The following is a 24,032-nucleotide window of genomic DNA, read 5'->3' on the forward strand; positions in this document are numbered from 1 at the left end:
CTCGGCCGAGATCACCGGTTCAGCGTTGCTGACGCGGCTGCCACACGACGACAGCGGTGCTCTTGGGAATGATTGCGACCTCACGGCCTGATGTCGCGACACGCAGCTGGGTTACCTCGGCCGTTAGCTCGGAAACCTTCGCCTGCAGCGCCTCGACCTGATTGGCCAGTTCGATAACGCGTTTGATACCAGCAAGATTAACGCCTTCGTCCTGCGACAACCGCTGGACCTCGCGCAGCAAGTCCACATCACGCTGCGAATAGCGCCGACCACCGCCACTGGTGCGTTCGGGGATGACCAGTCCTAGTCGGTCGTACGTGCGCAGGGTCTGTGCGTGCATTCCGGCCAGCTCGGCGGCCACGGAGATCAGGAAGGTGCGAGCGCCTCGCTCGGGGTGACGGCGCCGGGTCATCGGAGTCCCCGCACTTCGCGCAAGCGGCTCATCGTGCACCCGCCCACCCAGCCCGCGGATCGAATCCGCTCGCCTTCTCGGCAACCTGATAGCGCTGCAATGCCTCCAGGGCACTGTCTTCCAGCTTCGACGGCACCGCAACCTTGACGGTGACCAGCAGATCGCCGTTACCGCCCGCTCGCTTCGGGATACCCCGCCCACGCACCCGCAGGATTCGCCCGTCGGAGGTACCCGCAGGCACCTTCACGCCGACGCGACCCTCCAAAGTGGGTACGGAAACGGTAGCGCCCAAAGCCAACTCGGTGAAACCCACCGGAACGGTGAGGGTCAGATCGTCACCGTCACGGCTGAACACCTTGTCTGGCCGCACATGCACGGTGACATAGAGGTCGCCGGAGGGGGCGCCACGCAGACCGGCCTCACCTTGTCCTGCGAGTCGAATGCGTTGTCCGTCGCCGACTCCCGGCGGGATCCGCACGGTGATGGTGCGGGTTCGGGTGGTGACTCCGGTGCCCTGGCAGTCTGTGCAGGGGTTTTCGATGATCGAGCCCGTGCCACGGCAATCGGCGCATGGTTCGGAGAACCCGAACGCGCCCTGATTGCGATTGATGACGCCACTGCCGTTGCACGAGACGCAGACCTTGGGGCTGGTACCGGGGCGGGCTCCACTACCGTGGCACGTGGTACACGGCGCCGGACTGGTGAGCCGCAGCGGAACCGACACGCCCTTGCACGCTTCGACGAAGTCGAGCTGGGTTTCGGTTTCCAGATCGTTGCCGCGACGCGGCCGGCTGGCACGCGGTTGCGCACGCTGTCCGAACAGGCCGCCGAAGAGGTCGCCGATTCCGCCGCCACCTGAGGTGTCGGCGTTTCCGAACAGGTCGTTCAGGTTGAACTCGGCGCTGTTACCGTCGCCGAATCCGCCGCCGCTACCAAATCCATTGTCGCCGAAGCGCCGTCCGAATCCGCCGCCGGCGAAGAGTCGACGAGTCTCGTCGTACTCCTTGCGCTTGGCCGGATCCGACAGCACATCCTTGGCCTCGCTGATGACTTTGTATCGATCCTCAGCGGCCTGGTTTCCCGGGTTGCGATCCGGGTGATTCTCGGCCAGCAGCTTGCGCGCGGCCTTCTTGATCTCGTCCTGGGTCGCGGTGGAGGAGATGCCGAGCTCCTTGTAGAAATCCTTCTCTACCCATTCACGTTGCGTCACCCGACATCACCTCCTTCGCGTCCTTCGGGCCTTACAGTGTGCAGTTCTTACTCTGATTCTGTCTTGGATTGCGTTTCGGCACCCGCAGTTTCGGGGTCCTCAGGCGCCGTGTCGCCACCTTCGGGCTTTGCGGCGTCATCGGGACTACCATCCCCGACCACGACCATCGCAGTACGTAACACCCGGTCACCCATCTGGTAGCCCTTGCGCAGCACCGCAGCCAGCACGGGGTGGCCGTCTTGGCCGTCGTGCTGGACTGCCTCGTGCAGCGAGGGATCGAAGTCGTCACCCTCGGCGCCGAATGTCACCAGCCCCAGCCCTTCGAAGGCCGCGGTCAGCTTGTCCGAAACACTGCGCAGCGGACCCGATTCCAGGTCGCCGTGCTCCCGTGCGCGGTCAAGGTCGTCGAGCACGCCCAGCAACTGAGCCACCACGGATGCCTTGGCCGAATCGATGACGGCCTGGCGGTCCCGTTCCACCCGCTTGCGGTAGTTGGCGAAGTCGGCATGCGCACGCTGCAGGTCGGCCGTCAGTTCGGCCACCTTGGCTTCCACATCCGAGTCGCCGTCTGAGGCCACGGTCCCGGGCGCCGAAGCGCCCGGTTCCGCTGCAGCAGCCGTCTTTTCAGCCGCCTTTGCCTCTTCACGGACCGCACCGGTGTTGGGGTCGATCCGGCGCTTATCGGTGACAATCACCGGCTCGCGCTCTTCTTCCCGATCTTGCCCACCGGACTGGGTCACTTGTTGTCCTTCTCCTCGTCGACGACCTCGGCATCCACGACATCGCTATCAGCGCCGGCAGCGGAACCCTCGGCTCCGCCTCCCTGGGCCTCGGCCTTGGCGGCCGCGGCCTCGTAGATGGCCTGACCCAGCGCCTGCGACTGCTCGCCGAGCTTCTCCATGGCCTCCTTGATGGCACCGATATCGGTGCCTTCCAGCGCCTTCTTGGCATCGGCGATGGCGTCGTCGACCTTGGTGAGGGTCTCGTCGGAGACGACCTTCTCCGCGCCCTCGGCGGGCTCACGCTGCTCCTTGACGAACTTCTCCGTCTGGTAGACCAGCGACTCGGCCTGATTGCGGACATCCGCCTCTTCGCGACGCTTCTTGTCCTCGTCGGCGTGCGCCTCGGCATCCTTGATCATCCGGTCGATCTCCTCCTTGGACAGGCCGGAGCCTTCCTGGATCTTGATCGTGTTCTCCTTGCCGGTGCCCTTGTCCTTCGCGGTCACGTGCACGATGCCGTTGGCATCGATATCGAAGGTGACCTCGATCTGCGGCACACCGCGCGGGGCCGGCGGAATGCCGGTCAGCTCGAAGGAGCCCAGGAGCTTGTTGTGCGAAGCGATCTCGCGCTCACCCTGGTACACCTGGATCTGCACCGACGGCTGGTTGTCATCCGCCGTGGTGAAGGTCTCCGAGCGCTTGGTGGGGATCGTGGTGTTGCGTTCGATGAGCTTGGTCATCACGCCGCCCTTGGTCTCAATACCGAGGGACAGCGGGGTGACGTCAAGCAGTAGAACGTCTTTCACCTCACCCTTGAGCACACCGGCCTGCAGCGCGGCACCCACGGCAACAACCTCATCCGGGTTGACGCCCTTGTTGGGCTCCTTGCCACCGGTCAGTTCCTTGACCAGATCGGTCACCGCGGGCATACGGGTGGAACCACCCACCAGCACGACGTGGTCGATATCGGCCACCGAGACACCAGCGTCCTTGATGACCGACTGGAACGGCTTACGGGTGCGGTCCAGCAGATCCTGCGTGATCTTCTGGAACTCGGCACGAGTCAGCTGCTCATCGAGGAACAGCGGGTTCTTGTCCGCGTCCACTGTGATGTACGGCAGGTTGATCGAGGTGCTCTGCCCACTGGACAGCTCGATCTTCGCCTTCTCGGCAGCCTCACGCAGACGCTGCAGAGCCATCTTGTCCTTGGTCAGGTCGATACCGGCACTGGCCTTGAACTTATCGACGAGCCAGGTCACGATGCGCTCATCCCAGTCGTCACCACCGAGGTGGTTGTCGCCGGAGGTCGCACGGACCTCGACGACGCCGTCGCCGATCTCCAGCAGCGACACGTCGAAGGTGCCACCACCGAGGTCGAAGACCAGGATGGTCTGTTCCTTCTCGCCCTTATCCAGGCCGTAGGCCAAGGCGGCCGCGGTCGGCTCGTTGACGATGCGCAGCACATTCAAACCGGCGATCTGGCCGGCTTCCTTGGTGGCCTGACGCTGGGCGTCGTTGAAGTACGCCGGCACGGTGATGACCGCGTCAACGATGTCCTCACCCAGGTACGCCTCCGCGTCGCGCTTCAGCTTCTGCAGCGTGCGCGCGCTGATCTCCTGGGGGTTGTAGTTCTTTCCGTCAATCTCGACGGACCAATCGGTGCCCATATGCCGCTTGACCGAACGGATGGTCCGGTCGACGTTGGTCACCGCCTGGTTCTTGGCAGGCTGCCCGACCAGCACCTCGCCGTTGCGCGCGAACGCGACGACAGACGGGGTGGTGCGAGAGCCTTCCGAGTTCGCGACAACTACCGGGTCGCCGCCTTCGAGGACGGCGACAACGGAGTTAGTGGTCCCGAGGTCGATTCCGACCGCACGAGCCATAGTTCATTCCTCCTGTTTGTTACCTCATTGCCTTCAGTGAGATCCGCTCAAGTTTGCCTCGCCCGGATCACTTCGTCAAGCCAGAGTTGAGTCCATTTGACTCAAGTTCGACATACAGCTCAACGGGCGGCCTTCCAGGTTTGTTCCCGAGGCCACTAACTGGCCTCTCGCGAACGCACAAGCAGGCGCCAGCGTCCCGGCAGCACAGTGCCGGCAAACGCTCACGACGGCGGGGGTGCATACCTTCCACTGGCCATCCTCGAACAGGAAGGAGATCGGGGAGATCTTGACGCCCAGTCCGTTGGGGTCATGCGTGGACATCCTCCCGAGGTCGTCGACGCTGCATATCTCAATGGAGGTGATCTTGGCGAGCGCCTTGCGGTTCACGACGTCGACAGCCTCGGGTATCGCTGCACCACGCGAATTCCCCAGCGCCGCAGCGCGCATGGGTAGAGACTAGAACGATGGAAACAACCGTCGATGAGATCGCGGACGGTATCTTTCGGTTCTCCACCTGGGTTCCGGATATCACCGAACACGGCTTCACCTTCAACCAGTTTCTCCTCACCGGTGATCAGCCGTTCCTATTTCATACCGGCCAAAAGTTCCTGTACTCCAATGTCTCCCAAGCTGTTTCGCGTGTTATCCCACTGGAGTCGCTGCGCTGGATCTCCTTCGGCCATGTCGAGGCTGACGAATGCGGCTCGGTAAACCAGTTCCTTGCCGCCGCCCCGAACGCCGAGGTTATCCACAGCCCGCTGGCATGCATGCTCTCGCTCAATGACATGTGCGACCGACCGCCCGTTGCCGTGGGCGATGAGCCGCATGACATCGGTGGGCACCGTCTTCGATTCCTTGCAACCCCCCATATCCCCCACAACTGGGAGGCCGGGCTCTGGTTCGATGAAACCACCGCAACACTGTTCTCCGGCGACCTGTTTACCCATACCGGGCAGTGTCCGGCACTCACCGAATCCGATTGCGTGGCACCGGCCTTAGCGGCGGAGGGGCTCTTCCACGCGACCGGCTTGACCACCACGCTCGCGCCGACACTCGATCAGCTCGCCGACCTGGAACCGACCACCCTGGCCATCATGCACGGATCGTCCTACGCGGGTGAGGGAGCCGCGCAACTGCGATCGCTGCGGGACGGATACACCGAGCTCGCCACGAGCGGGTAGCTCAGCGGCTTCGCCGGACGGCGTACGAACTCACCGCCGCAACAACGACAATCACCGCGAGACCGGCCACCAGCGGCCACACCCCGGTGGCATCCACCACACTCACGAGCCAGGTCTGCACCGTGCTCGCCGCGTTGATCACCGGATCGTCGGCGCTCCCGTCACCGAAGTTCAGCCGGATCTCGTAGTAGCCGTAATAGGTGATGTACAGGCCGGTCAGCAGCACGATCACACCGGCGATCCGACCCACGTACGGAAGGACCTTGCGCATGGTCGTCTGCACCGAATTTCCCAGCAGCGCAACGGCCAATGCCGCGACCCCGACGGTCACCGCCATACCAGCCCCATACGCGATGAATGCCAGGACCCCCGACACGATGGAGCCCTGTTTGAAGGTGGTGCTGATAACCGCGAGGAACGGCCCGACAGTGCAGGACAGCGATGCCACCGCGTAAGTAAGCCCATACCCGTACATCGAGAACAGCGAAGAGGTCGGCACTCCACCGGAGACCCGCGGCAGCATCACCGTGAGCTCACGCCCGGACAGCAACCAAATCGACAGCGCCACAAGCCCAATACCGATGACCACAGTCGCGAAGGGCATGTACCGGCCGGCCGAGGCGACCACCGGCGAGATGACAAGTCCGAAGACCCCGAACACCGTCAGGAACCCTGCGGCCATCGCCACAGTCGCGGTCGCCGCCCGCGTGACCGCAGTCAGCCTCGACGTCGTGCCATCGCTCCCGGCGATCACCAGCCCGAGATAGCCGGGCAGAAAGGCGAAGCCACACGGATTGAGCGCGGCCACTAGCCCGGCTCCCAATGCGAAAGTGATTGCTGCGGTATCGATCACGATGTTAGATTGTGGGTCAACCCAGCTGCCTGATCCGCTTGTCAAGCTCCGGCCCTGAGAGCGGACTCTTGACAACCTCGGCCTTGCCTTTTGATCCCAGGAACGCGAAAGCCGGTTGATGGGTGACGTCGTACAGAGCCCACACCTTGGCGTCCGAGTCGGCCAGCTGAATAAAGGTGAGGCCGTATTTGGTCACGAAATCGCGCATCGCGGAAACCTGGTCCTGCGCGGCGACACCGACGAAGGTGACATCTGGATGCGCGATAACCGCCTTCTGCAGATCCGGCGCTTCCTTCTGACAGGTCGGGCACCACGGCGCCCAGAACCACAGCACTGCCTTCTTTCCGGTCAGGCTGCTACCAGCGAAGTCGGCGCCGTCGATGGTCTTGGCGGTGAAGTTCAGCAGTCGTGACGACTGCACCGAGGAACTACCGGCTGACGTCTCGTTCCTGTCCGCCCCGGAACAACCGGCTAAAGCCAGAGCCACTGCCGCAATGGCCGAAACGGCAACGCGTGATAACACTTTCCCTCGTTTCGCTGCGTACTCACCAACTCACACACATCCTGTCCACCCACCGTAACCGCCTAGGCAAGTCACCCGCGCCCGGGTACGCGGCCTTACGTACGCTGGCGGTCATGGACTTCCGGGTATTCGTTGAACCGCAGCAAGGCGCCACCTACTCCGACCAGCTGCGGGTGGCACAAGCGGCCGAAGAACTGGGATTCTCGGCGTTCTTCCGATCCGATCACTATCTGGCGATGGGCGGTGCCGACGGGCTGCCCGGGCCCACCGACGCATGGGTGACGCTCGGCGCGATCGCGCGGGAGACCACCGTCATTCGGCTCGGCACCCTGGTCACCTCGGCGACCTTCCGCCATCCGGGTCCGCTGGCGATCAGCGTCGCGCAGGTCGACGAGATGAGCAGCGGCAGAGTTGATTTCGGCCTGGGTGCGGGGTGGTTCAGCGAGGAGCATGAGGCGTACGCGATTCCTTTCCCACCGCTGGGCGAACGGTTCGACCGGCTTGAAGAACAGCTCGACATCCTCACCGGCCTCTGGACCACACCCACCGGCGACACGTTCTCCTATACCGGCAAGCACTACACGGTGACCGACTCCCCCGGGCTGCCCAAACCGGTACAGGAGCCTCATCCGCCCATCGTCATGGGCGGTCTCGGGCTCAAACGCACCCCGGCCCTCGCCGCCCGATTTGCCGCCGAGTTCAACCTGCCCTTCCAGCCCGTCGACATCATCACCGACCGGTATGCGCGGGTGGCGCACGCGGTGGAAGCTGCTGGACGGCCCGCGGATTCGATGATCTACTCAGCGGCCTTCGCGGTATGCATCGGTGACACGGATGCCGATCTCGTCCACCGCGCGGCGAACGCGGGCCGCGCGGTGGACGAGATCACCGAGAACAGTCCGCTCGCAGGCACTCCCGACGCAGTGGCAGACAAGCTGCGCGCCTACGTCGAGGCCGGCGTTCAGCGGGTCTACGTTCAGCTACTCGATATCCGCGATCTGGATCAACTGGAGTTCTTCGCCTCGACGGTGATCCCACAATTCGGCTGACATTCTGAGTTAGGCTCCGCACTTGATGAGCCAGACACCCAACGCACCCGAGGACGAGAACTTCCTGTCGGGGATGATCGAGGACGACGAGCAGCCTAAGCCGTGGTACCGAACCGGGCCGGCAATCGTGGGCACCATAGCCGCGATCATCGCCATCGTTGCCGTGCTCATGACCATCGTGTTGTCCACGGATAAGCGCGTCGTCAACGACGACACACCGCTGACATCGACGCCGTCGACTCCCAGCACCACCACAACCGAACCAACCGGGGCCTCTTCGGGGTCCTCGACGACCGCCCCCACCACGACCGAATCGTCGCCAGAACCGGTGACACCCGCGGAGACATCCGAGCCCACGTACTACGACACCCCGACCTCGCCGACGTACCGGTACGAGGCACCGCCGATTCCGTCTCCGCCGGCCATTCCGCAGATCCCGCCGATACCCCCAATCCCGCAAATTCCACAGATCCCGCAAATCCCCGGGCTCTAAGACGGTTGGGTTACGCTCCGGTCATGTCATACCCGGAGCCGCCAGAAGATCCGACGATATACAACCAGCAGTACCACGACCAGGAACCTGAGCAACCCAACCCTTGGTACAAGCAGCCGGCTGTGCTCATTGCATTGGCAGGCGCCGCCGTTGCGGTCATCGCGGTGATCATCGCGTTCGTGATCACCCGCAGTGACAAGCCGGCCCCCGCCGGGAGTACCAGCTCGGTGACCTCGTCAACGACCAGCAGCTCGGCACCGGCCTCCGGCGGCGGCCATGAGGGACATGGCGGATCCGGCAACGACGGTGGCAACTCCACGATGACCGTGACGCCGACCGTTTCCGAGTCGCCGAGTCAGAGCACCGAAACGACGACCACCACCCAGCCGACAACTACCACCACCACGACTGAGCCGACTACGACTACGACTCAGCCGACCACTACGACCACCCAGCCGACGACCACAACGACCCCTGGGCGCTCGGTAGTCGTCCCGATTCCCGGCGGCGGCAACGTCGAAGTACCCGTTGGGGGTCAGTGAGCCATCCGCATTCCCGGCGGACCCGGCATGCCCTGATGGGTCTTGCCGGGACTGCTGGGGGAGGCCTCATTCCATAGGTGGCCCGCCGCGCACATCGCGACCACGAAGCACAGCACACCGATCGGAATGGCCCACACGCGCCGCGTATCAAGTTTCGCGGCGCACTGATCGTGATAGTTGGTCGACTGTTGGCCCGCGGAATAGGCCCTGTCGAGCTCCGCGGACCGTGCCAGCCGCGGCCCGACCGGCATGCCACATGTCACCGACTGTGTTGCGCCACCCGTTTCGACTTGAATCGACACCGGTGTCAACAACACAGCCATCGCCGCAATCGTCGCGATACCGCAGACGACTGATAGGCAACCTCGCCCTCGCATACCCCGGACGCTACGCCGTCAAGGGCACGCATTGATGGTGATTCGGCATCTGCATCGGTACAAATTGCGCACGAATCTTCAGCAGGCAGAGCTCTTGGCAGTCCGGCAGATTGGTGCTGCCACGTTTCGCAGAATCTGCTGCTCGTCGACGTCCAACCAGGGCGCGCCGGCGGCGCCGGTGACGGCGTTCGTCACGGTCAGTTCGGTCACCGTCCCGGTGCCCGGGGGCGCCGCCACGTACAGCCGGTACTGAGGTTGCTTGCCGCCCTGAGACGGTAGCGTCACGGTGGCCGCATGCCCGGCGGCGAGGTCCGTCACACTGACCTGAGCGCCGACGGCGTTGAAGCAGTGATCCAGCCTCGCGCGCAGCGACCGATACACCGTCGACGCATATTGATCAGTGACCAAGGTGTCGCCCGGCCAGTGCGAGATCACCTGCACCGCCGTCCACCCGGACTCGTCGGAACTTACTGTCGAGGAGGCTGATTCGGGCGATTGCGGCAGATTCTCCCCAAGCGAGAAACAGAGATTTGCCGACCAGAAGGCGGGGCGATCCACTGAGCTTGCGTTGCGGGACAAGGATGCCCAGTGCGACACGTGATCCATGGGGATGTCCCGGGCGTTGGTCCATACAGTGTCGGGCAACGGCCTCGGATCCGCGGCGGCCGGTGCCGCGGTACCCAGACCGATAATCACGACCATCGACGAAACGGCCCGCAGCCACCCGCGCACTGTCACCGACATCCTCCCTAGCAGGAGCCCTTGCATAACGGCTGGGCCAGAGCGCGGAGCACCGTCACGTCATCGACGGGCTTCCACGGCGAGGGCTCGCGGCCGGTGCGGGGCACGGTGACCGCCAGCTCGGAGATGGTGCCCGATTCCGGGGGAACCACGTTGTAGATGTGCACCTCGCTGGTGGGGTTGTCACGGTCCTTGCCGACCAGCAGCGTCGCCGCGAAGCCGTACCAGGAGGGCGCCGGGCGCAGATCGACGCTGATCACGTCCCCGATTCCCGGGCAGTAGTTGAGCTGGGACCGAATACCGCTCTGGAAGGCCGAGGCCCCATCCGAGGTCCCTTCGGGCCACTGCCCCGCCGCCTGTACGACGGACGCCGCGGTGCCCGAGGCGGTCTGCGTCGCAATGGCCGATGCCGGCGGCAGCAGGTCCGCCGACGGGCTACCGCAGAGCCGCATGCTGAGGAACGATGCCCTCCCGGTTGCGGTCGGGCTGGCCGCTGACCAGTGGTATTCACTGCTCATCGGGATATCGCCGGGGCTGATCCACGCACCGGCGGGTACGGGTTTGGGCGCCGGAGCTGCGGGGTTGGGGGTGGGTTCGGCGGCCGCCGTCCCGGTGCCGAAACCCAGGCCAAACCCGGCCATGAGGGCGCAAATCGCGACAAACAGACGCGTCATCATGTGCTCAGTATGCCGGGCGGTCGCGCTGAGGCAATTGGGTGAGTATGCCTTCGGCACTCCGGACCGCCGCCAGACACAGCCGGCTGGTGAAGGGATCATTGAGCGGGTATTCGGCCCGGGCACGCCAGCGACCCACCGCGTCGAGGGCTGCGCGACGGGGATCCGGCCGCGTCTCATCAAGACCCAACCGGGCCGCGGCGTCCGTGCCGGAGGATCCCAACAATCTGCGGATAAGCACCGTCTCGTGCTCGGTGAGCGTGGTGGTCCGTGAGGACAGCTCCGCCAACAACCGCAGCTCGTCGAAGGCGTGAGTATCGGCCAACAACGGGTCTATGCCGTCGATGACCAGGCGGCCACCCTGGACCGGGTAGGTGGTCAGTACCTGCCGAGCGGATAGCAGCGCGGTATGCGATTTGAGGATGCCGGCGCGCTGACCGAACTGATTCGCGATGACGTTGTAAAGCTCCACCAGACCGCTGCGTTCAAGTAGCTCCTCTGCCAGCCCGGTGGCATCGGCGACGCCGACCCGGATAACGGCCACCGAGATCCGGATACCGAACATCCCGAATCGGTGCAGCAGCGCAGTCCGGGTCTGGGCATCAACCGGAAGCGAATCGTCTTCGCGCACAAACCTGTCCACCGACAGCAAGGATTTGGCCAGCACCTGAGGGTCCAATTCGGCCAGCTTCTGCAGCGCGACGAACTCCGCCTGACGCAGAGTACGGGCGGTGAGTGCCAGGAGGCCCGCAACCGGCACGACGGCCTGACAGATCCCCGTGCGTTCCATCTCCCCGGCGAACCGGGCGGCCACCTCGCGCGCAGACAACATCGCGTCGAGCCGGCCCACCCCGATCTCGTCGGCGCGCGACACCACACCGACTACCCCGACCGCGCCGCCGCGCTCCCCACCGACGAGCTTGCCGATCTGGGCGAGCAGCCCGATATCGGCGGCGTTCAGGCTGCGAAGCAGAAATATCACCGCGTCGACCCGGGGCACGCCGTCCTCGGGTACCAGCAGCGCCAGGCTGCGTTCGGAGACCTCCGTGGACAAGGACGACGTCCCCGGGGTGTCGATCAGGGTGATGTCATTCAATTCCGGTGCAGGCCAGCGGACGTCGAGGTCGACGACCGACGCTGAATCAAGCCGGTCAAGCTCGAACGAAAGTCCCCCGTTGCGACGAATCGGAATGTCCTGACGTGCGCCACCTCTCAGGTTAGCGATGGCCTGCGGGGCGGCGCCGTGGCGAAACCACGCCACGATCCGGGTGGCCTCGGTGGCGTCGGTGGGTGCAATGTCTTCTCCGACAAGCGCGTTGACCAGAGTGGATTTACCGGCGTTGAGTGTGCCGGCGATGGCCACCCGGATCGGTTCGTCCAGCCTGGCGGCGATGCGCCTCAGTTCGTCGTGCGGCTCGGCAGTCCGGGCATACCGCGGATCGTCCTGGTAGGCCCGGATCGCGTCGCCGATGATGACGCGCGCCTGGTCGAGTGTGCTCATGCCTCCCCCATTGCTCTTCGCGCAAGCGGCTCATCGCCAGGTCGAAGCCCTTCCAGTCCTTCAATATGGGTGTTCACCTGGCGAAGAATGTGCAGCTGACGCTCCACCTCGCGGGTGCGTGAGTCACGTTCCTCGGCTTCCAGCCGCGCCGATGCGATGGCGGCCTGTAGCGATTCGTTGAGCGAACGGGTGGTCTGGTTGGCGATGTCGCGGAAGTGATCACGCAGCTGACGCTGCACCAGCCGCAGCCGATCACGCGATTCCTTGAGCACCACGAAGGACACGTCATCGAGAAAGCGGCGAACATTTGTCTTGGCCTCACCGCGGATGCGAAGCATCCGGTTCTCCATGTCCTCGGTGTAGGTCTTCTTTCCGAGCATCGCACCGGCGCCAAGTGAGATCAGGTTGAACATCCCAAGCCCTGCAACAGTGGTCAGCATCCCGAACATGATGACGCCACCGTAGGACCCACGCAGACCGGTGATCGCCTTGTGCCCCAACTTGATCGGTTTGGCTTCCAACTTGGACAGTGACTGCAGGTCATTGAGGTCGGCGCCCATCTCGCTAGCCCGCAGGCGGGGCATCTTCACCGAGTCCATCCCGGCCGTGGCGAAGGTCTCGGCCACCTGCGCGGCCAGATGCATTGCCCGCTGGTGTGCCCAGACGAAGTTGTTACCGACCGAGTTGGCGACTGCCTGTTCGAGTTTGGCACCGACCTCGGCCCAGTTCTTGGTGGGATCGGTCCGCTCGATGACCTCTTCGGTGCGATGCAGGATGCGCCGGAAGCGCGATTGCAGGTCGTGCTCGACATCGGTGGACACGTCGGCGATGCCATCGCCGAGAACCTGCTGCCACAGCGCGGTATGTGCGAGCGCCTCCTCGGCCTCACGCTTGCGTCGCTCCAGATCCGAGGTGAGCTCATCGCGGCTCTGCGGATCCTGCAAGGCACTGAACTCCGCATCCAGGGTCAGCGTCAGATGCTCCGCAGCCGAACCAATCTCGGCCGCGGCTTGCAACCGCGAATTGGCCTGCTGGTCCGCGATGGCATTGCTGAGGAAGGTCACCAGCGCCGGGAAATTCGACTCCGCATTGAGCTCCTTGTCGTTGAGCTGCAATGCATGTGAACGTAGCGTCGACGACACCGTGATGGCAGGGACGGTGATCTTGGCGCGCTGCAGGTGCGCGGAGTTGGCGGCCATCACTGCCCGCCAATGCGGGTACAGATCGGTTTTGGTGTTGACGATCGCCGCGATCGGGCACAGATCGAGTGCCTGCTGGATGAAAACCAGCTCCGGTTCGGTGAATTCGGAGCTGAGGTCGCTGACCATGAGCATGACGTCGGCGTCGGGCAGCAGCCCCAGCGTGCTCGACAGGTGCGGCTGTCCGAAACCGCCGACACCCGGTGTATCCACCAGACACAGACCGCTTTTGAGCATCGGGCTGGCCACCTTGATTTCCACCCGCAGCACCTCGCGGCCCTGGGCCTGCGGCGCCCGCTTGAGGTCCTTGCCGATATCGGCCACGGGAATCGGAATGATCTCGGGCTCTCCGGCGAGCCCGCCGCCGTCGTACTGCTCGGCGGGAGCCACCACCAGCGCCGCAGAAGGCTGGTCGCCGTAACTGATAACGGTTGTCACCGAGGTGGTTTCGTCGTCGCCGACCCGCGCGACCGGCATGTTGAGCAGCGAGTTGACGAGCTGGCTCTTGCCCTGCTTGAGCTGCCCGGCCACCACCACGCGCAGTGGTCGGTCAAGGAGAATTTCGCCGGCGCGGTCCAGCCGATCGATCAGATCGCCCCGATCGTTCTCCCCCGCAATCTTGCGCACGTGCCCGAGCAGCTCGTTGATGAGCGCAAGCTGCTGCTGGCCGTCCTGTGCGGTGTCAGACAACGTCCCGTAACCCTTCTTGCTCGAAGTTCCTCATTACTGTGCCATTTCTGGGGGCCAGCACCGTCGATGCGCCCGTGCGGATGCCCCGCACCGTTCCGGAGAACTTGTGGTGCGGGGCATCGCGCCGGCCTGAATCAGTGGTGCTCGGTTCCCGGCAGGGTGGTGTGGTCTGCGACCGCGCCGTGTCCCTGCGCCTGAGCCTGCGCCTCGAACCCGGTGCCGGCTGCGCCGTGCGAACCCAACGATGAATCGAAGGATTGGTTCATCGAGCCCGCCGAGCTGTGCGAGGCGTTGAGCGGGCTGCTCAACGAATCGTTGATGGCGCTGGAGTGCGAGTTGCTCACCGCTGCGCTGCTGGATGCGGAGTGCGAGGTGTTCAGCGAGTCGTTGATCGCGTTGGTGTGCGAGTTGCTCAACGAGGTGCCGGTGTGCGCCTGGTTGTTGGACGCGATATCGGTGTTCACCTTGTTGTGCGAGGCGATATCGGTGCTGGTGCTCGTCTGGTTGTGCGAGCCGATATCGGTCTGCGTCTTCACCTGGTTGTGCGAGGCGATATCGGTGTGGGTGGTGTTACCCGAGCCGATGTTCGTCGAGCGATCGGTGTTGAACGAGTCATTGATGTTGGTGGTGTTCCGCTGCGAGTGATCGTCGACGACGGTCACGCTCTTGTCGATGCCTGCAGACCCGTGCCCGCTGACGTTGGTGTAGTCGCCGCCGACCCGAGTGTCACTCTGGTCCACGTTGACCTTTCCGCCGTGGTCGGCGTTGATGATGTTGCTGTCGCGCACATCACCGTTGACTGCGGTGGATCCCTTGCCGGAGGCGATGGGACCGGAGTTGCTTCCGCCCACGGCCACCGCGCCGTCGCCGATGGCGTTGGTGTCGCGGTTACCGAACTGCAGATCACCGAAGCTCAGGTCCAGCAGCGGACCGCGGTTGAAGCTGTCGACGTTCCCGCTCGGGCTCATGACCTGGTTGCCGCTCGCGATTGGGTTGTGGCTCGCGAACTCGGTGTCGTTGTGGCTCATGAAGTCGTTGTTACGGGGGCTGAAGTTGTCCCGGGGGCTCAGCAGCGACGGCGACAGGATGCTCGGGGCATCGGGCTGCGCGGCGTAGTAGTTCTGCAGGTTGCCCGACAGATCGTTCATCGGGCTACCGGTGCTGACCCACTGCGACTGGTAGCCGTAGTTGGAGGCGACCGACTCGGCGACAACCGGCATCACGGCGCCGACCTGAGCGGCGGTGACGGCAGAGAGCCCGGCGTTGGCCAGGGAGGTCTGCGGGTCGGCGACGTAGCTTGCGGCCTGAACCGGGTCGCGGAAGAGGTTGAGGATGAAGTCGATGATGGACATTGAGGTCTCCCTTTGGTGATCGGAGTCAACCGGTCTGTCCGGTCGAACTGAATACAAACCTATGGACCTGGAAGACCCCTGAAAACGGGAGAACATCCCCTTCTCGACCGATCCCCCATGGGGGTCTGAGTCCATCTCCATTAGGGGATTAGGGGAACGCTAGGGGGTGCTGTGAAGAGGCTGGTAAATCAACAAAAACCGCCCGGCCAGAGGGGGTTGGCCGGGCGGTTTTTGGTCAGGAAACGTCAGAAGTGGTCGATCCCGGTGTCGTGGTGCCCGTGATCGATCGCGGTGTCCTGCCCCAGATCCAGGAACGGATCATGCAGCCCGGACGCGGCACCGGCTCCGAACTCGTCGCCGATGACACCGGAATGCGTGCTCTCGAACCCGCTATCGGGAGTGTGCAGCGGGGCCTGGAACTGGTCGATCGCCGAAACGGCGCTGCCCGCGGACGGGCCGTACTCGTCGGGGATGGTGATCGCGTCCTGCCGAGTACTCAGGTCTGATACCGCATTCGTCACGGCATGTAGGCCTGCATCCAGGCTCGGGTCGTGCGTCGGCGCGGTGAACGGTGAATCGAAGGCCGATACCGCCGCACCACTTGCCCAGATGTTGTCGGCCGGCAGTGCCGTATGCACCGTCTGCGATAGATCGGCCGCCGCCGGGTTGGCGGCGAGCTGTGCGGCCTGTGTTCCCAGGGCGGCCGGTATCGACTCGCTGACCACCGGGATAAGCGCGGAGACATCCGCGGGCTGGACGCCGTCCAGATGCGCGTCGGCGATGACTTGCGCGGGATTGGCCGCGTACTGCGCGGCCATATCCTGGTCACGGACCAGTGCCATGACGAAATCCAGCAGGTTATTGCCCATGTCTGCGATGGTAGGAGTCGCCCCGAGCCCCGGCTACGGGGAGCGACCCGTTGCTGGCCGGTACCCCATTGGGGGACGCGCGTTAGGGGATGTCTCGTCATTAGGGGGTGTGACGGGCGTCATCCCCTACTGTTGGGCCGCGGGGTGAAACATCACAGCACCGCAGAACGAACGGATAGGTATGGCCAACGCACTGGGACTGTCGATCGGCGCCACTCAACTGGTCGCGACACCCGACGACCCGCAGAGCCAACCCGTCGTCCGGAGTTCGATTCTCACCCTCCACGAGGACGGTCCGCCCGAGGTGGGTGTCCCCAGTCACCCGGGGTTGACGCTCACCGGTTTCGTCGGCAGGGTCGGCGACCCCGTGGGGATCGTCGCGGCGGACGGATCGGTCCACCGGGCCGAATGGGCACTCACCGAGGCTATGCGCGTACTGATCGCCGATGCAGCCGCCGGTGCTGACTTCACCGCGCCTCCCGTGCTGTCCGCCTCTATTCCCGCTCACTGGAGCCCTCAGACCGTCAGCACGCTCCGTGACGCGATCGACCGCGTTCCAGCTCTCGCTCCGGGCGGCAGGCAGCTGAAGCTGATCCCGGATGCGCGCGCCGCCCTGGAGTCACTAGCGGCAGGGCCGGGAGTGCCAGACCGCGGCGTTGTGGTGGTGTGCGATCTCGGCGGCTCAGGCAGCAGCATCACCCTCGCCGACGCGGCACGCGGATTCCAGCAGATCGGGCAGACCGTCCGATCTGTCGAGTTCTCCGGCCAGCAGGTCGACCAGATGCTGCTGACTCAGGTGCTTACCGACCTGAACCAGGACCCCGAGGGCACTACGTCGATGGGCGCACTGACGCGGCTGCGTGATCAGTGCCGTTTGGCCAAGGAGCGGCTCTCCGGCGAGACCGCGACCTCGGTGCCGGTGGAACTGCCCGGCATCACCACAGATGTCCGGCTCACTCGCGCCGAGCTTGAGGACCACCTACGTGGCCCGCTGTCCAACCTGATCAGCGCGATACAGGACACCGTGGAGCGCAACGGAATTCACCCGGCGAACATCGCCGCCGTCGCCTCGGTGGGCGGCGGTGCCAGCATTCCGCTTGTCACCCAACAGCTTTCCGAGCGGATGCGGGTACCCGTCATCACCGCCCCCCAGCCGCAGCTCGCGGCGGCGCGCGGAGTGGCCCTGCTTGCCACCCGGCCGGATCTGCCGCCTCAGGACGCCACAGCGATGCGGCCGGTTGAGCAACCGCAGAGCGATGCCACCATGATGCGCCCGGCACCAACCGGTACCGGAACCTTTGCCGCTCCGGTGGCCGCGGCCGCGAGTGACGAGCCGGAATTAGCGTGGTCTCAAGATGATTCGGCTCCCGATCTGTCACCGCTACAAGAAACGGGTTACCAGAGCCCGTACAGCACCGGATACGCCGTCGACCTCGACAACGAGTTCCATGGCCCCGCCGAGCCGACCACCGCGCGCCCCGAGCTTCAGTTTGGCCACGCACCGTATGAGGCCGATGACGATTACGACGACTACCCACCGCTGCCGTGGTATCGCCGACCACTGGTGTGGTTCATCGCGGCGGCCGCCGTGGCCGGTATCGCCTTCACCGGAATGATGGTGTCGCTGACCAGCAGCGAATCGCCAGCCCCGGCCCCGACGACACCTAGTGTCAGCGTGGTGCCGAGCACGGGCGATGCTCCGTCCGAACCGCCGCCACCTCCGTCGCCGGAACCCCCGCCGCCGCCGCAGACACATACCGTTTCGCAGTCGGTCGCGCCACCACCGCCGCCGCCTCCACCACCAACGACAACGACCACCACAACGACAACGACACCCCCGACCACCACCACAACTACGACCACCACAACGACAACGACCACCACAACGACTACGACACCCCCGACCACCACCACTACCCCGCCGACGACAACTACGCCGACGACCACGACGACGCAGCCCGTCTCCACATCCGTATCGCGTCCGGCGATCACGATCCCGGGGTTGCCGCCGATCCCGATCGGTCCAGCCAACTGAACACCCCTCGCGACAACGGGCTCTCCGGGACATTCGATGGAATCGCCTCGGCGATAACGACTATCACAATGGCGCTGTCTGCGGGCGGTACCGTGAAGGTCCTTATCACCGGGACCGCAGGTAGCGGCAAGACGTCCGTGTTGACCCGGGTTCGGGACGCGTTGAGCACCGCCGGCACACCTCCGGTAAACCATGTCCCCGAGACCTTGCCGAGCGGAAATGCCGGTCCGTTCGTCATCGACGACGCGGAGTCCTTGACCGATCGCCAGCTCGATACTCTGCGCGGGGTCGTGGAGAACGATCCGGCCGCGATCGTCGTGGTGGCGGCGTCACCTCGACGCAATCCCGCCCTTCGCGCCCTCTTCCAGACCTTGGAACGCGAATCCCCGTCAATCGCCCTTCACCCTGTCAACGCGGGCGATATCGCCCGGCTTTCACCTCGGTCATCTGTCCTTTCGGATGAAATCGCCTCCGCCACCGGCGGTGTGCCGGCCCTTGCGGCGGCGGCCATCGACCATCTCGGCGAGGTGGATCCGCTTGGGTCGGCGCTACGCGCGATCGATTCCCGCATCGACGAGCAGCTGCGTCGCCTCTCCCCGCTCGCCCAGGCCGCTGTGCTGCTGATGTCTTTGGACGCCGGCATCGGTGCCTCCGATATTGCTGTGGCGCTTGCCCTTTCCGATGCCGAAGACCTGCTCGACGAGGCGCTGGCGAGTGGACTGATTCCCAGCCCCGGTCAGATCGCGTTCGCGGCAAGGGTGCACGGCTGCGCCGCACGACTGCTCGGAGCGGCGCGGCACCTCGATCTTGAACGATCGCTACTGCGCACACAGCTCGACATCGGTTCGGTGTCCATCGATTTGGCCCTGGCCCTGGTCGCGCACGGACTGCGTGATCCGGAGATCGCCAGGTTGCTATCGGAATGGGCGGCAGCCGAATCCGATCCCCTCGGCGCGTCCGACCTGTACCAGGCCGCCCTGTCCGCAGGTGCCGAGCCGGGCCCGCTCAGAGTGCCACTGGCCGAATCCCTGGCTCGTTCGGGTGACCTGGCCGCTGCCGCCGCGCAGTTGGATGAGGTGCTCACCTCCACCGACCCGGGACATCGCGCCGCAGCCGTCCGCATCGCGGCCGCCATCGCATGCCACAACGGCGACTCCGGCCAGGCGGCGGCGTTGTACGACTGGCTGGGTTCCGATATGGACGGCCTGACAGCCCTGTCCGCGGCGCCGATTTTCGTCGGCACCGGCCAGCTGGCACGTGCGCGAAAATCCTTGGAAGACAACACAGGAGCTCCGCCGACAACATCCGCCACGGCCACACGGAATGCCGCACTGGGGGTCATCGCGTCCGTTGAGGGCCGTAGCCAGGAAGCACTGTCTCTGCTGGGGCAAGCGGTCACACAACAGCCATCCACATCGTCCTTCACCCCCGACAGCACCGTCGCTCTCGCGGCGTTGACCATGCTGCACGGTGGCGAGGTGGCACGGGCCCGCAGCATTCTCACCGACGCGGTCCGCACCGATCGGCCGCATGACGCGTTCGGTGTGCGGCACCGGCTGCTCGTGGCCTGGATCGCCATGCTGTCCGGCGATCTGACCGGTGCCACTCAGTGGCTACCCGGGACTGACGCGGAGCTCTCCCGCCGCGACAGGCTGTTCTCCGAGTCATTGCGAACCGGCATCGCGCGGCGTCACGGGGACACCGGTCCGCTTCGTCAGCACTGGCAAGCCTCCATGGATGCCTTGTCTGCGTATTCGATCGACCTCTACACACTGCTGCCGGTCGGCGAACTGTGGGTGGCAGCTGCGCGGTTGCGCACCCTGGACGCCATGGCGCATCACGTCGACCGCGCCTTCTCTGTTTTGGCGCATCTCGGCGATCCGATCGCGTGGTCCGCGCCACTGCGGTGGGCCGGCGTGCATGCCGCGATCCTGACCAATTCACCGGAGAACCTCGCCCCACACGGGCAGGCGCTTGCTGCGGCCGCCGGATCCAGCACCTATGCGCGCACCCTGGCAACGGCCGGGCGCACCTGGCTGCGCGTGCTTGCCAATCAGGTGGATGGGGCGGAGGTGGACAGCGCCGCACGAATGCTGGCAGATACCGGTCTGGGCTGGGATGCCACCCGGCTGGCCAGCCAGGCCGCGCTGCACGCGAACGACCCGAAGGTCGCTGCCGCGATGCTTGCACTGGCCCGTGATCTACGAGCGCCATCGGCTACGACCGACAGCCGCGACGGGACAACCCAACCGTCCTCAGCCCCCGATTCCCCGGCGTCCGGGCTTGATCCTCTTCGCGCAAGCGGCTCGTCGATACGTCTTTCCGATCGCGAGCGTGAGGTCGCCGAGCTGCTGCTGCGTGGGCTTCCGTATCGCGATATCGGTGCGCAACTGTTCATTTCGGCTAAGACGGTCGAGCATCACGTGGCACGTATCAGGCGACGCCTCGGTGCCGAATCACGCTCTGACATGTTCTCGATGCTGCGCACGATCGTGAACTCGAACTGATCAAAGTTCAGCGTGTCGGGCGGGTTAGGTAAGCCTGAATAGGACTTTCGACTCCTTCAATGCGACGATGACCTGGCATCGGACATAAGTTACCGACGAGTAACATTACACTTGTTACTGACGAGTAACTTCTCGGGACCGGGAGGTCAGCACCACCGTGAGCACCGCGACGATCATTCTCGGAATCATCGGCGTTATCTACAGCCTGGCTGCATGGAGCTCGTTCGGTAGCGGCGTCGTCAAGATGCTCCGCGTCATCCTCTCCGGGCAGCCCGACGGCACCAGGTGGCGCCCGGTCCTCCCGCGCGTCAAGACGGTCATCGTCGAAGTCGTCGCGCATACGCGGATGAACAAGTTCCGCACCGTCGGCTGGGCCCACTGGCTGGTGATGGTCGGCTTCCTCGGCGGCTTCCTGCACTACTTCGAGTCCTACGGACAGACGTTCAATCCCGAGTTTCACTGGCCCTTCTTCGGCGCCTCCTTCGCCTGGGAGCTCTGGATCGAGTTCCTCGGCGTCGGCACCATCGTCGGTATCACCACCATGATCGTGATCCGGCAGCTCAACCACCCTCGCAAGCCCGAGCGGCTGTCGCGCTTCGGCGGCTCCAACTTCATCGCCGCGTACACGATCGAGATGGTCGTGCTCAGCGAGGGCCTCGGCATGCTGCTGGTGAAATCCAGCAAGATCGCGACCTACCACCACAGCAACCCGTACTCGGACCCGGTCAGCTCGCAGGTGGCCAAGCTGCTGCCGGAAAGCCCGCTGCTGGTGTCGGCCCTCTCACTATCCGTGATGTTCTTCGGCGGGCTGTTCCTGCTGCTGGTCGGGCGCAACCTGGTCTGGGGCGTGGCGTGGCACCGCTTCGCGGCGTTCTTCAACATCTATTTCAAGCGTGAGGCCGATGGTGGCGTCGCGCTGGGCGCGGCCAAGCCGATGATGTCCGGCGGCAAGGTGCTGGAAATGGAGAACGCCGATCCCGATGTCGACGCGTTCGGCGCGGGCAAGGTCGAGGACTTCAGCTGGAAGGACCTGCTGGACCTCACGACCTGTACCGAGTGCGGCCGCTGCCAGAGCCAGTGCCCCGCCTGGAACACCGGTAAGCCACTGTCCCCGAAGCTGCTGATCACCTCGCTGCGTGACCACACGTATGCCAAGGCGCCATACCTGCTGGCCGGTGGAGATGAAGCCAAGCTCGCGAAACTTTCCGAGGCCGAGATCGCAGAGGGCACGCGGCCGCTGGTGGGCGGTGAAGGTGCTGTTATCGACCACGAGGTGCTGTGGAGCTGCACCACCTGTGGTGCCTGCGTCGAGCAGTGCCCCGTCGATATCGAGCACGTCGACCACATCATCGATATGCGCCGCTACCAGGTGCTCATCGAATCGGAATTCCCCAGCGAGCTTGCGGGCCTGTTCAAGAACCTGGAGAACAAGGGCAACCCCTGGGGTCAGAACGCCAAGGACCGCCTCAACTGGATCGACGAAATCGACTTCGACGTCCCGGTATTCGGCCAGGACGTCGATAGCTTCGCCGATTACGAGTACCTGTTCTGGGTGGGCTGCGCGGGTGCCTACGAGGACCGCGCCAAGAAGACCACCAAGGCCGTCGCCGAGCTGCTGGCCCTCGCCGGGACGAAGTTCCTGGTGCTCGGCGCCGATGAGACCTGCACGGGTGATTCCGCCCGCCGCGCCGGTAACGAGTTCCTGTTCCAACAGCTGGCCATGCAGAACATCGAGCTGCTCAATTCGGTGTTCGAGGGTGTCGAGCAGAAGCAGCGCAAGATCGTGGTGACCTGCGCGCACTGCTTCAACGCGCTCGGCAATGAGTACCCGCAAGTCGGCGGCGACTACCAGGTGGTGCACCACACGCAGCTGTTGAACCGGCTGGTACGCGACAAGAAATTGGTCCCCGTTGCTCCAGTCTCACAAGATGTCACCTACCACGACCCGTGCTACCTGGGCCGCCACAACAAGGTGTACAGCGCACCGCGTGAGCTGATCGGCGCTTCCGGCGCCGCCTTGACCGAAATGCCAAGGCATGGAGAGCGTTCCATGTGCTGTGGCGCCGGCGGCGCCCGCATGTGGATGGAAGAGCAGCTCGGTAAACGCATCAACATCGATCGTGTTGACGAGGCCCTGGCCACCCCGGCGTCCAAGATTGCGACGGGCTGCCCGTTCTGCCGAGTGATGCTGACCGACGGTGTGACCGCACGCGACGATTCCGGCGCCGTGGAGGTCGTGGACGTCGCACAGCTGTTGCTCGAATCCGTGGGCCGCACCGAGGAAGTTCGGAAGGTATTGCCCGCCAAGGGAACTGCCGCAGCGGCCGCGGCCGCATCCGCGGCAACCAAGGTCGCAGAACCCGAACCCGTTGCGGCCGAGGTGGAAACACCGGCGGAAGAGACCGTCGAGGCAGCCGCCCCCGAAACCGGTACAGCTGACGCAAAACCCGTATCGGGCCTGGGGATGGCGACCGGGGCCAAACGTCCCGGAGCCAAGAAAGCCTCGGCTCCTGCCGCCAGCACAGCACCGGCCGCCGAGGCCCCCGCCGCACCGGTCAAGGGCCTGGGATTGGCCACCGGGGCCAAGCGTCCCGGAGCCAAGAAGGCGGCACCCGCTGCCGAGGCAACTACAGCGACACCCGCCACAGAGGCCGCACCCGCGGCACCCGCGCCACCTGTCAAGGGACTCGGCATGGCCACCGGAGCCAAACGCCCCGGAGCCAAGAAAGCAGCCCCGACGGCACCTGCCGAATCGGCCGCTCCAGCCGAGCCGACGTCCGAGGCTCCAGCCGCACCTGCCACACCCGTGCCGCCCGTCAAGGGACTCGGCATGGCCACCGGAGCCAAACGCCCCGGAGCCAAGAAAGCAGCCCCGACAGCGCCCGCTGAATCGGCTCCCGCCGCGGCGCCCGAGCCCGAGGCAGCGGCGCCGGCCGCTCCTGCGGCACCCGAACCACCGGTGACAGGCCTCGGCATTGCCGCGGGTGCCAGGCGTCCCGGAGCCAAGAAGGCAGCTCCTGCCGCGGCCGCTCCCGCCCCGGCTGCCGCCCCGGCTGCCGCTCCTGCTCCCGAACCTGAGCAGCCGGCTACTGCATCGGAAACCACCGAGCCCGCACCCAAGGAAGAGGCGCCTGCTCCCGAACCCCAGCCGGAGCCGCCGGTCAAGGGACTTGGTGTGGCTCCAGGGGCACGCCGCCCAGGCCGCCGAAATTAGATATT

Annotated in this window: 21 protein-coding genes; 7 read left to right on the forward strand and 14 right to left on the reverse strand. The window is 65.0% G+C overall.

Annotation, left to right across the window (positions count from 1 at the left end; all coding sequences use genetic code 11):
• Positions 1-19 precede the first annotated feature (19 nt).
• From MLB1_RS08040 to MLB1_RS08060, 5 genes are all read right to left on the reverse strand, one after another.
• Positions 20-412: a heat shock protein transcriptional repressor HspR gene (locus MLB1_RS08040; RefSeq protein WP_180749140.1), complete on the reverse strand. Its 393-nt coding sequence runs from the start codon at positions 410-412 to the stop codon at positions 20-22.
• A 28-nt stretch (positions 413-440) separates the two neighbouring features.
• Positions 441-1,622, reverse strand: a complete 1,182-nt coding sequence (gene dnaJ / locus MLB1_RS08045) for a molecular chaperone DnaJ (protein WP_180749141.1) — start codon at positions 1,620-1,622, stop codon at positions 441-443.
• A 47-nt stretch (positions 1,623-1,669) separates the two neighbouring features.
• The gene (gene grpE, locus MLB1_RS08050) at positions 1,670-2,362 is read right to left on the reverse strand and encodes a nucleotide exchange factor GrpE (protein WP_180749142.1); all 693 of its coding nucleotides are present in this window, start codon (positions 2,360-2,362) and stop codon (positions 1,670-1,672) included.
• The gene (dnaK, locus tag MLB1_RS08055; RefSeq protein ID WP_180749143.1) at positions 2,359-4,227 is read right to left on the reverse strand and encodes a molecular chaperone DnaK; all 1,869 of its coding nucleotides are present in this window, start codon (positions 4,225-4,227) and stop codon (positions 2,359-2,361) included. Before dnaK ends, grpE begins: the two co-directional genes overlap by 4 nt.
• Positions 4,228-4,302: 75 nt before the next feature.
• Positions 4,303-4,674 (reverse strand): hypothetical protein, encoded by a 372-nt coding sequence (locus MLB1_RS08060; RefSeq protein WP_180747722.1) that lies wholly within the window; start codon positions 4,672-4,674, stop codon positions 4,303-4,305.
• A gap of 17 nt (positions 4,675-4,691) precedes the next feature.
• Here MLB1_RS08060 and MLB1_RS08065 point away from each other — a divergent pair, with 17 nt between their 5' ends.
• Positions 4,692-5,408, forward strand: coding sequence for an MBL fold metallo-hydrolase (locus tag MLB1_RS08065; RefSeq protein WP_180749144.1), 717 nt, complete (start codon positions 4,692-4,694; stop codon positions 5,406-5,408).
• Position 5,409: 1 nt separating this feature from the next.
• Here the strand turns inward: MLB1_RS08065 and MLB1_RS08070 are convergent, their stop codons facing one another.
• Both MLB1_RS08070 and MLB1_RS08075 read right to left on the reverse strand, forming a co-directional pair.
• Positions 5,410-6,261 carry a cytochrome c biogenesis CcdA family protein gene (locus MLB1_RS08070; protein ID WP_180749145.1) on the reverse strand — a complete coding sequence of 284 codons (852 nt, stop codon included), beginning with the start codon at positions 6,259-6,261 and terminating at the stop codon, positions 5,410-5,412.
• Between the two features lie 16 nt (positions 6,262-6,277).
• Entirely contained in the window at positions 6,278-6,784 is a 507-nt protein-coding gene (locus tag MLB1_RS08075) for a redoxin domain-containing protein (protein WP_180749146.1), read from the reverse strand.
• Positions 6,785-6,897: 113 nt separating this feature from the next.
• On the opposite strand from MLB1_RS08075, the gene MLB1_RS08080 reads away from it, so the two are divergent.
• The 3 genes from MLB1_RS08080 to MLB1_RS08090 are packed head-to-tail and all read left to right on the forward strand — an operon-like array spanning position 6,898 to position 8,868.
• Positions 6,898-7,833, forward strand: coding sequence for an LLM class F420-dependent oxidoreductase (locus MLB1_RS08080; RefSeq protein ID WP_180749147.1), 936 nt, complete (start codon positions 6,898-6,900; stop codon positions 7,831-7,833).
• Between the two features lie 25 nt (positions 7,834-7,858).
• Positions 7,859-8,326, forward strand: a complete 468-nt coding sequence (locus MLB1_RS08085; protein WP_180749148.1) for a hypothetical protein — start codon at positions 7,859-7,861, stop codon at positions 8,324-8,326.
• Positions 8,327-8,382: 56 nt separating this feature from the next.
• Positions 8,383-8,868 carry a hypothetical protein gene (locus tag MLB1_RS08090; protein WP_180749760.1) on the forward strand — a complete coding sequence of 162 codons (486 nt, stop codon included), beginning with the start codon at positions 8,383-8,385 and terminating at the stop codon, positions 8,866-8,868.
• Here the strand turns inward: MLB1_RS08090 and MLB1_RS08095 are convergent.
• The 7 genes from MLB1_RS08095 to MLB1_RS08125 all read right to left on the reverse strand — a co-directional run bounded on the left by MLB1_RS08095 (position 8,862) and on the right by MLB1_RS08125 (position 16,271).
• The gene (locus MLB1_RS08095; protein ID WP_180749149.1) at positions 8,862-9,245 is read right to left on the reverse strand and encodes a hypothetical protein; all 384 of its coding nucleotides are present in this window, start codon (positions 9,243-9,245) and stop codon (positions 8,862-8,864) included. The genes MLB1_RS08090 and MLB1_RS08095 overlap by 7 nt on opposite strands.
• Positions 9,246-9,323: 78 nt before the next feature.
• Positions 9,324-9,983 carry a hypothetical protein gene (locus MLB1_RS08100; protein ID WP_180749150.1) on the reverse strand — a complete coding sequence of 220 codons (660 nt, stop codon included), beginning with the start codon at positions 9,981-9,983 and terminating at the stop codon, positions 9,324-9,326.
• Positions 9,984-9,994: 11 nt separating this feature from the next.
• The gene (locus MLB1_RS08105) at positions 9,995-10,663 is read right to left on the reverse strand and encodes a hypothetical protein (protein WP_180749151.1); all 669 of its coding nucleotides are present in this window, start codon (positions 10,661-10,663) and stop codon (positions 9,995-9,997) included.
• Between the two features lie 4 nt (positions 10,664-10,667).
• Positions 10,668-12,161, reverse strand: a complete 1,494-nt coding sequence (locus tag MLB1_RS08110; protein ID WP_180749152.1) for a dynamin family protein — start codon at positions 12,159-12,161, stop codon at positions 10,668-10,670.
• Positions 12,158-14,050, reverse strand: coding sequence for a dynamin-like GTPase family protein (locus tag MLB1_RS08115; RefSeq protein ID WP_180749153.1), 1,893 nt, complete (start codon positions 14,048-14,050; stop codon positions 12,158-12,160). Before MLB1_RS08115 ends, MLB1_RS08110 begins: the two co-directional genes overlap by 4 nt.
• A gap of 134 nt (positions 14,051-14,184) precedes the next feature.
• Entirely contained in the window at positions 14,185-15,402 is a 1,218-nt protein-coding gene (locus tag MLB1_RS08120; RefSeq protein WP_180749154.1) for an IniB N-terminal domain-containing protein, read from the reverse strand.
• A gap of 245 nt (positions 15,403-15,647) precedes the next feature.
• Positions 15,648-16,271 (reverse strand): IniB N-terminal domain-containing protein, encoded by a 624-nt coding sequence (locus MLB1_RS08125; protein WP_180749155.1) that lies wholly within the window; start codon positions 16,269-16,271, stop codon positions 15,648-15,650.
• Between the two features lie 181 nt (positions 16,272-16,452).
• On the opposite strand from MLB1_RS08125, the gene MLB1_RS08130 reads away from it, so the two are divergent.
• The 3 genes from MLB1_RS08130 to MLB1_RS08140 all read left to right on the forward strand — a co-directional run bounded on the left by MLB1_RS08130 (position 16,453) and on the right by MLB1_RS08140 (position 24,027).
• A complete protein-coding gene (locus MLB1_RS08130; RefSeq protein WP_180749156.1) occupies positions 16,453-18,306 on the forward strand; it encodes an Hsp70 family protein in 1,854 nt (617 codons plus the stop codon).
• A 68-nt stretch (positions 18,307-18,374) separates the two neighbouring features.
• Positions 18,375-20,813, forward strand: a complete 2,439-nt coding sequence (iniR, locus tag MLB1_RS08135) for an isoniazid response ATPase/transcriptional regulator IniR (RefSeq protein WP_219602593.1) — start codon at positions 18,375-18,377, stop codon at positions 20,811-20,813.
• 157 nt (positions 20,814-20,970) lie between these two features.
• Positions 20,971-24,027 carry a (Fe-S)-binding protein gene (locus MLB1_RS08140; RefSeq protein WP_180749157.1) on the forward strand — a complete coding sequence of 1,019 codons (3,057 nt, stop codon included), beginning with the start codon at positions 20,971-20,973 and terminating at the stop codon, positions 24,025-24,027.
• Positions 24,028-24,032: the final 5 nt, after the last annotated feature.

The sequence above is a fragment of the Mycobacteroides sp. LB1 genome (assembly GCF_013449725.1).
Classification (GTDB): domain Bacteria; phylum Actinomycetota; class Actinomycetes; order Mycobacteriales; family Mycobacteriaceae; genus Mycobacterium.

Excerpts from the sequence above, each read along its gene's own strand:
- MLB1_RS08095 (WP_180749149.1), bottom strand. The coding sequence starts at position 9,245 with ATGCGAGGGCGAGGTTGCCTATCAGTCGTCTGCGGTATCGCGACGATT.
- MLB1_RS08040 (WP_180749140.1), bottom strand. The coding sequence starts at position 412 with ATGACCCGGCGCCGTCACCCCGAGCGAGGCGCTCGCACCTTCCTGATC.
- MLB1_RS08060 (WP_180747722.1), bottom strand. The coding sequence starts at position 4,674 with ATGCGCGCTGCGGCGCTGGGGAATTCGCGTGGTGCAGCGATACCCGAG.
- MLB1_RS08110 (WP_180749152.1), bottom strand. The coding sequence starts at position 12,161 with ATGAGCACACTCGACCAGGCGCGCGTCATCATCGGCGACGCGATCCGG.
- MLB1_RS08130 (WP_180749156.1), top strand. The coding sequence starts at position 16,453 with ATGGCCAACGCACTGGGACTGTCGATCGGCGCCACTCAACTGGTCGCG.
- dnaK (WP_180749143.1), bottom strand. The coding sequence starts at position 4,227 with ATGGCTCGTGCGGTCGGAATCGACCTCGGGACCACTAACTCCGTTGTC.
- MLB1_RS08065 (WP_180749144.1), top strand. The coding sequence starts at position 4,692 with ATGGAAACAACCGTCGATGAGATCGCGGACGGTATCTTTCGGTTCTCC.
- MLB1_RS08085 (WP_180749148.1), top strand. The coding sequence starts at position 7,859 with ATGAGCCAGACACCCAACGCACCCGAGGACGAGAACTTCCTGTCGGGG.
- MLB1_RS08105 (WP_180749151.1), bottom strand. The coding sequence starts at position 10,663 with ATGATGACGCGTCTGTTTGTCGCGATTTGCGCCCTCATGGCCGGGTTT.
- MLB1_RS08125 (WP_180749155.1), bottom strand. The coding sequence starts at position 16,271 with ATGGGCAATAACCTGCTGGATTTCGTCATGGCACTGGTCCGTGACCAG.
- iniR (WP_219602593.1), top strand. The coding sequence starts at position 18,375 with ATGGCGCTGTCTGCGGGCGGTACCGTGAAGGTCCTTATCACCGGGACC.
- MLB1_RS08120 (WP_180749154.1), bottom strand. The coding sequence starts at position 15,402 with ATGTCCATCATCGACTTCATCCTCAACCTCTTCCGCGACCCGGTTCAG.
- MLB1_RS08080 (WP_180749147.1), top strand. The coding sequence starts at position 6,898 with ATGGACTTCCGGGTATTCGTTGAACCGCAGCAAGGCGCCACCTACTCC.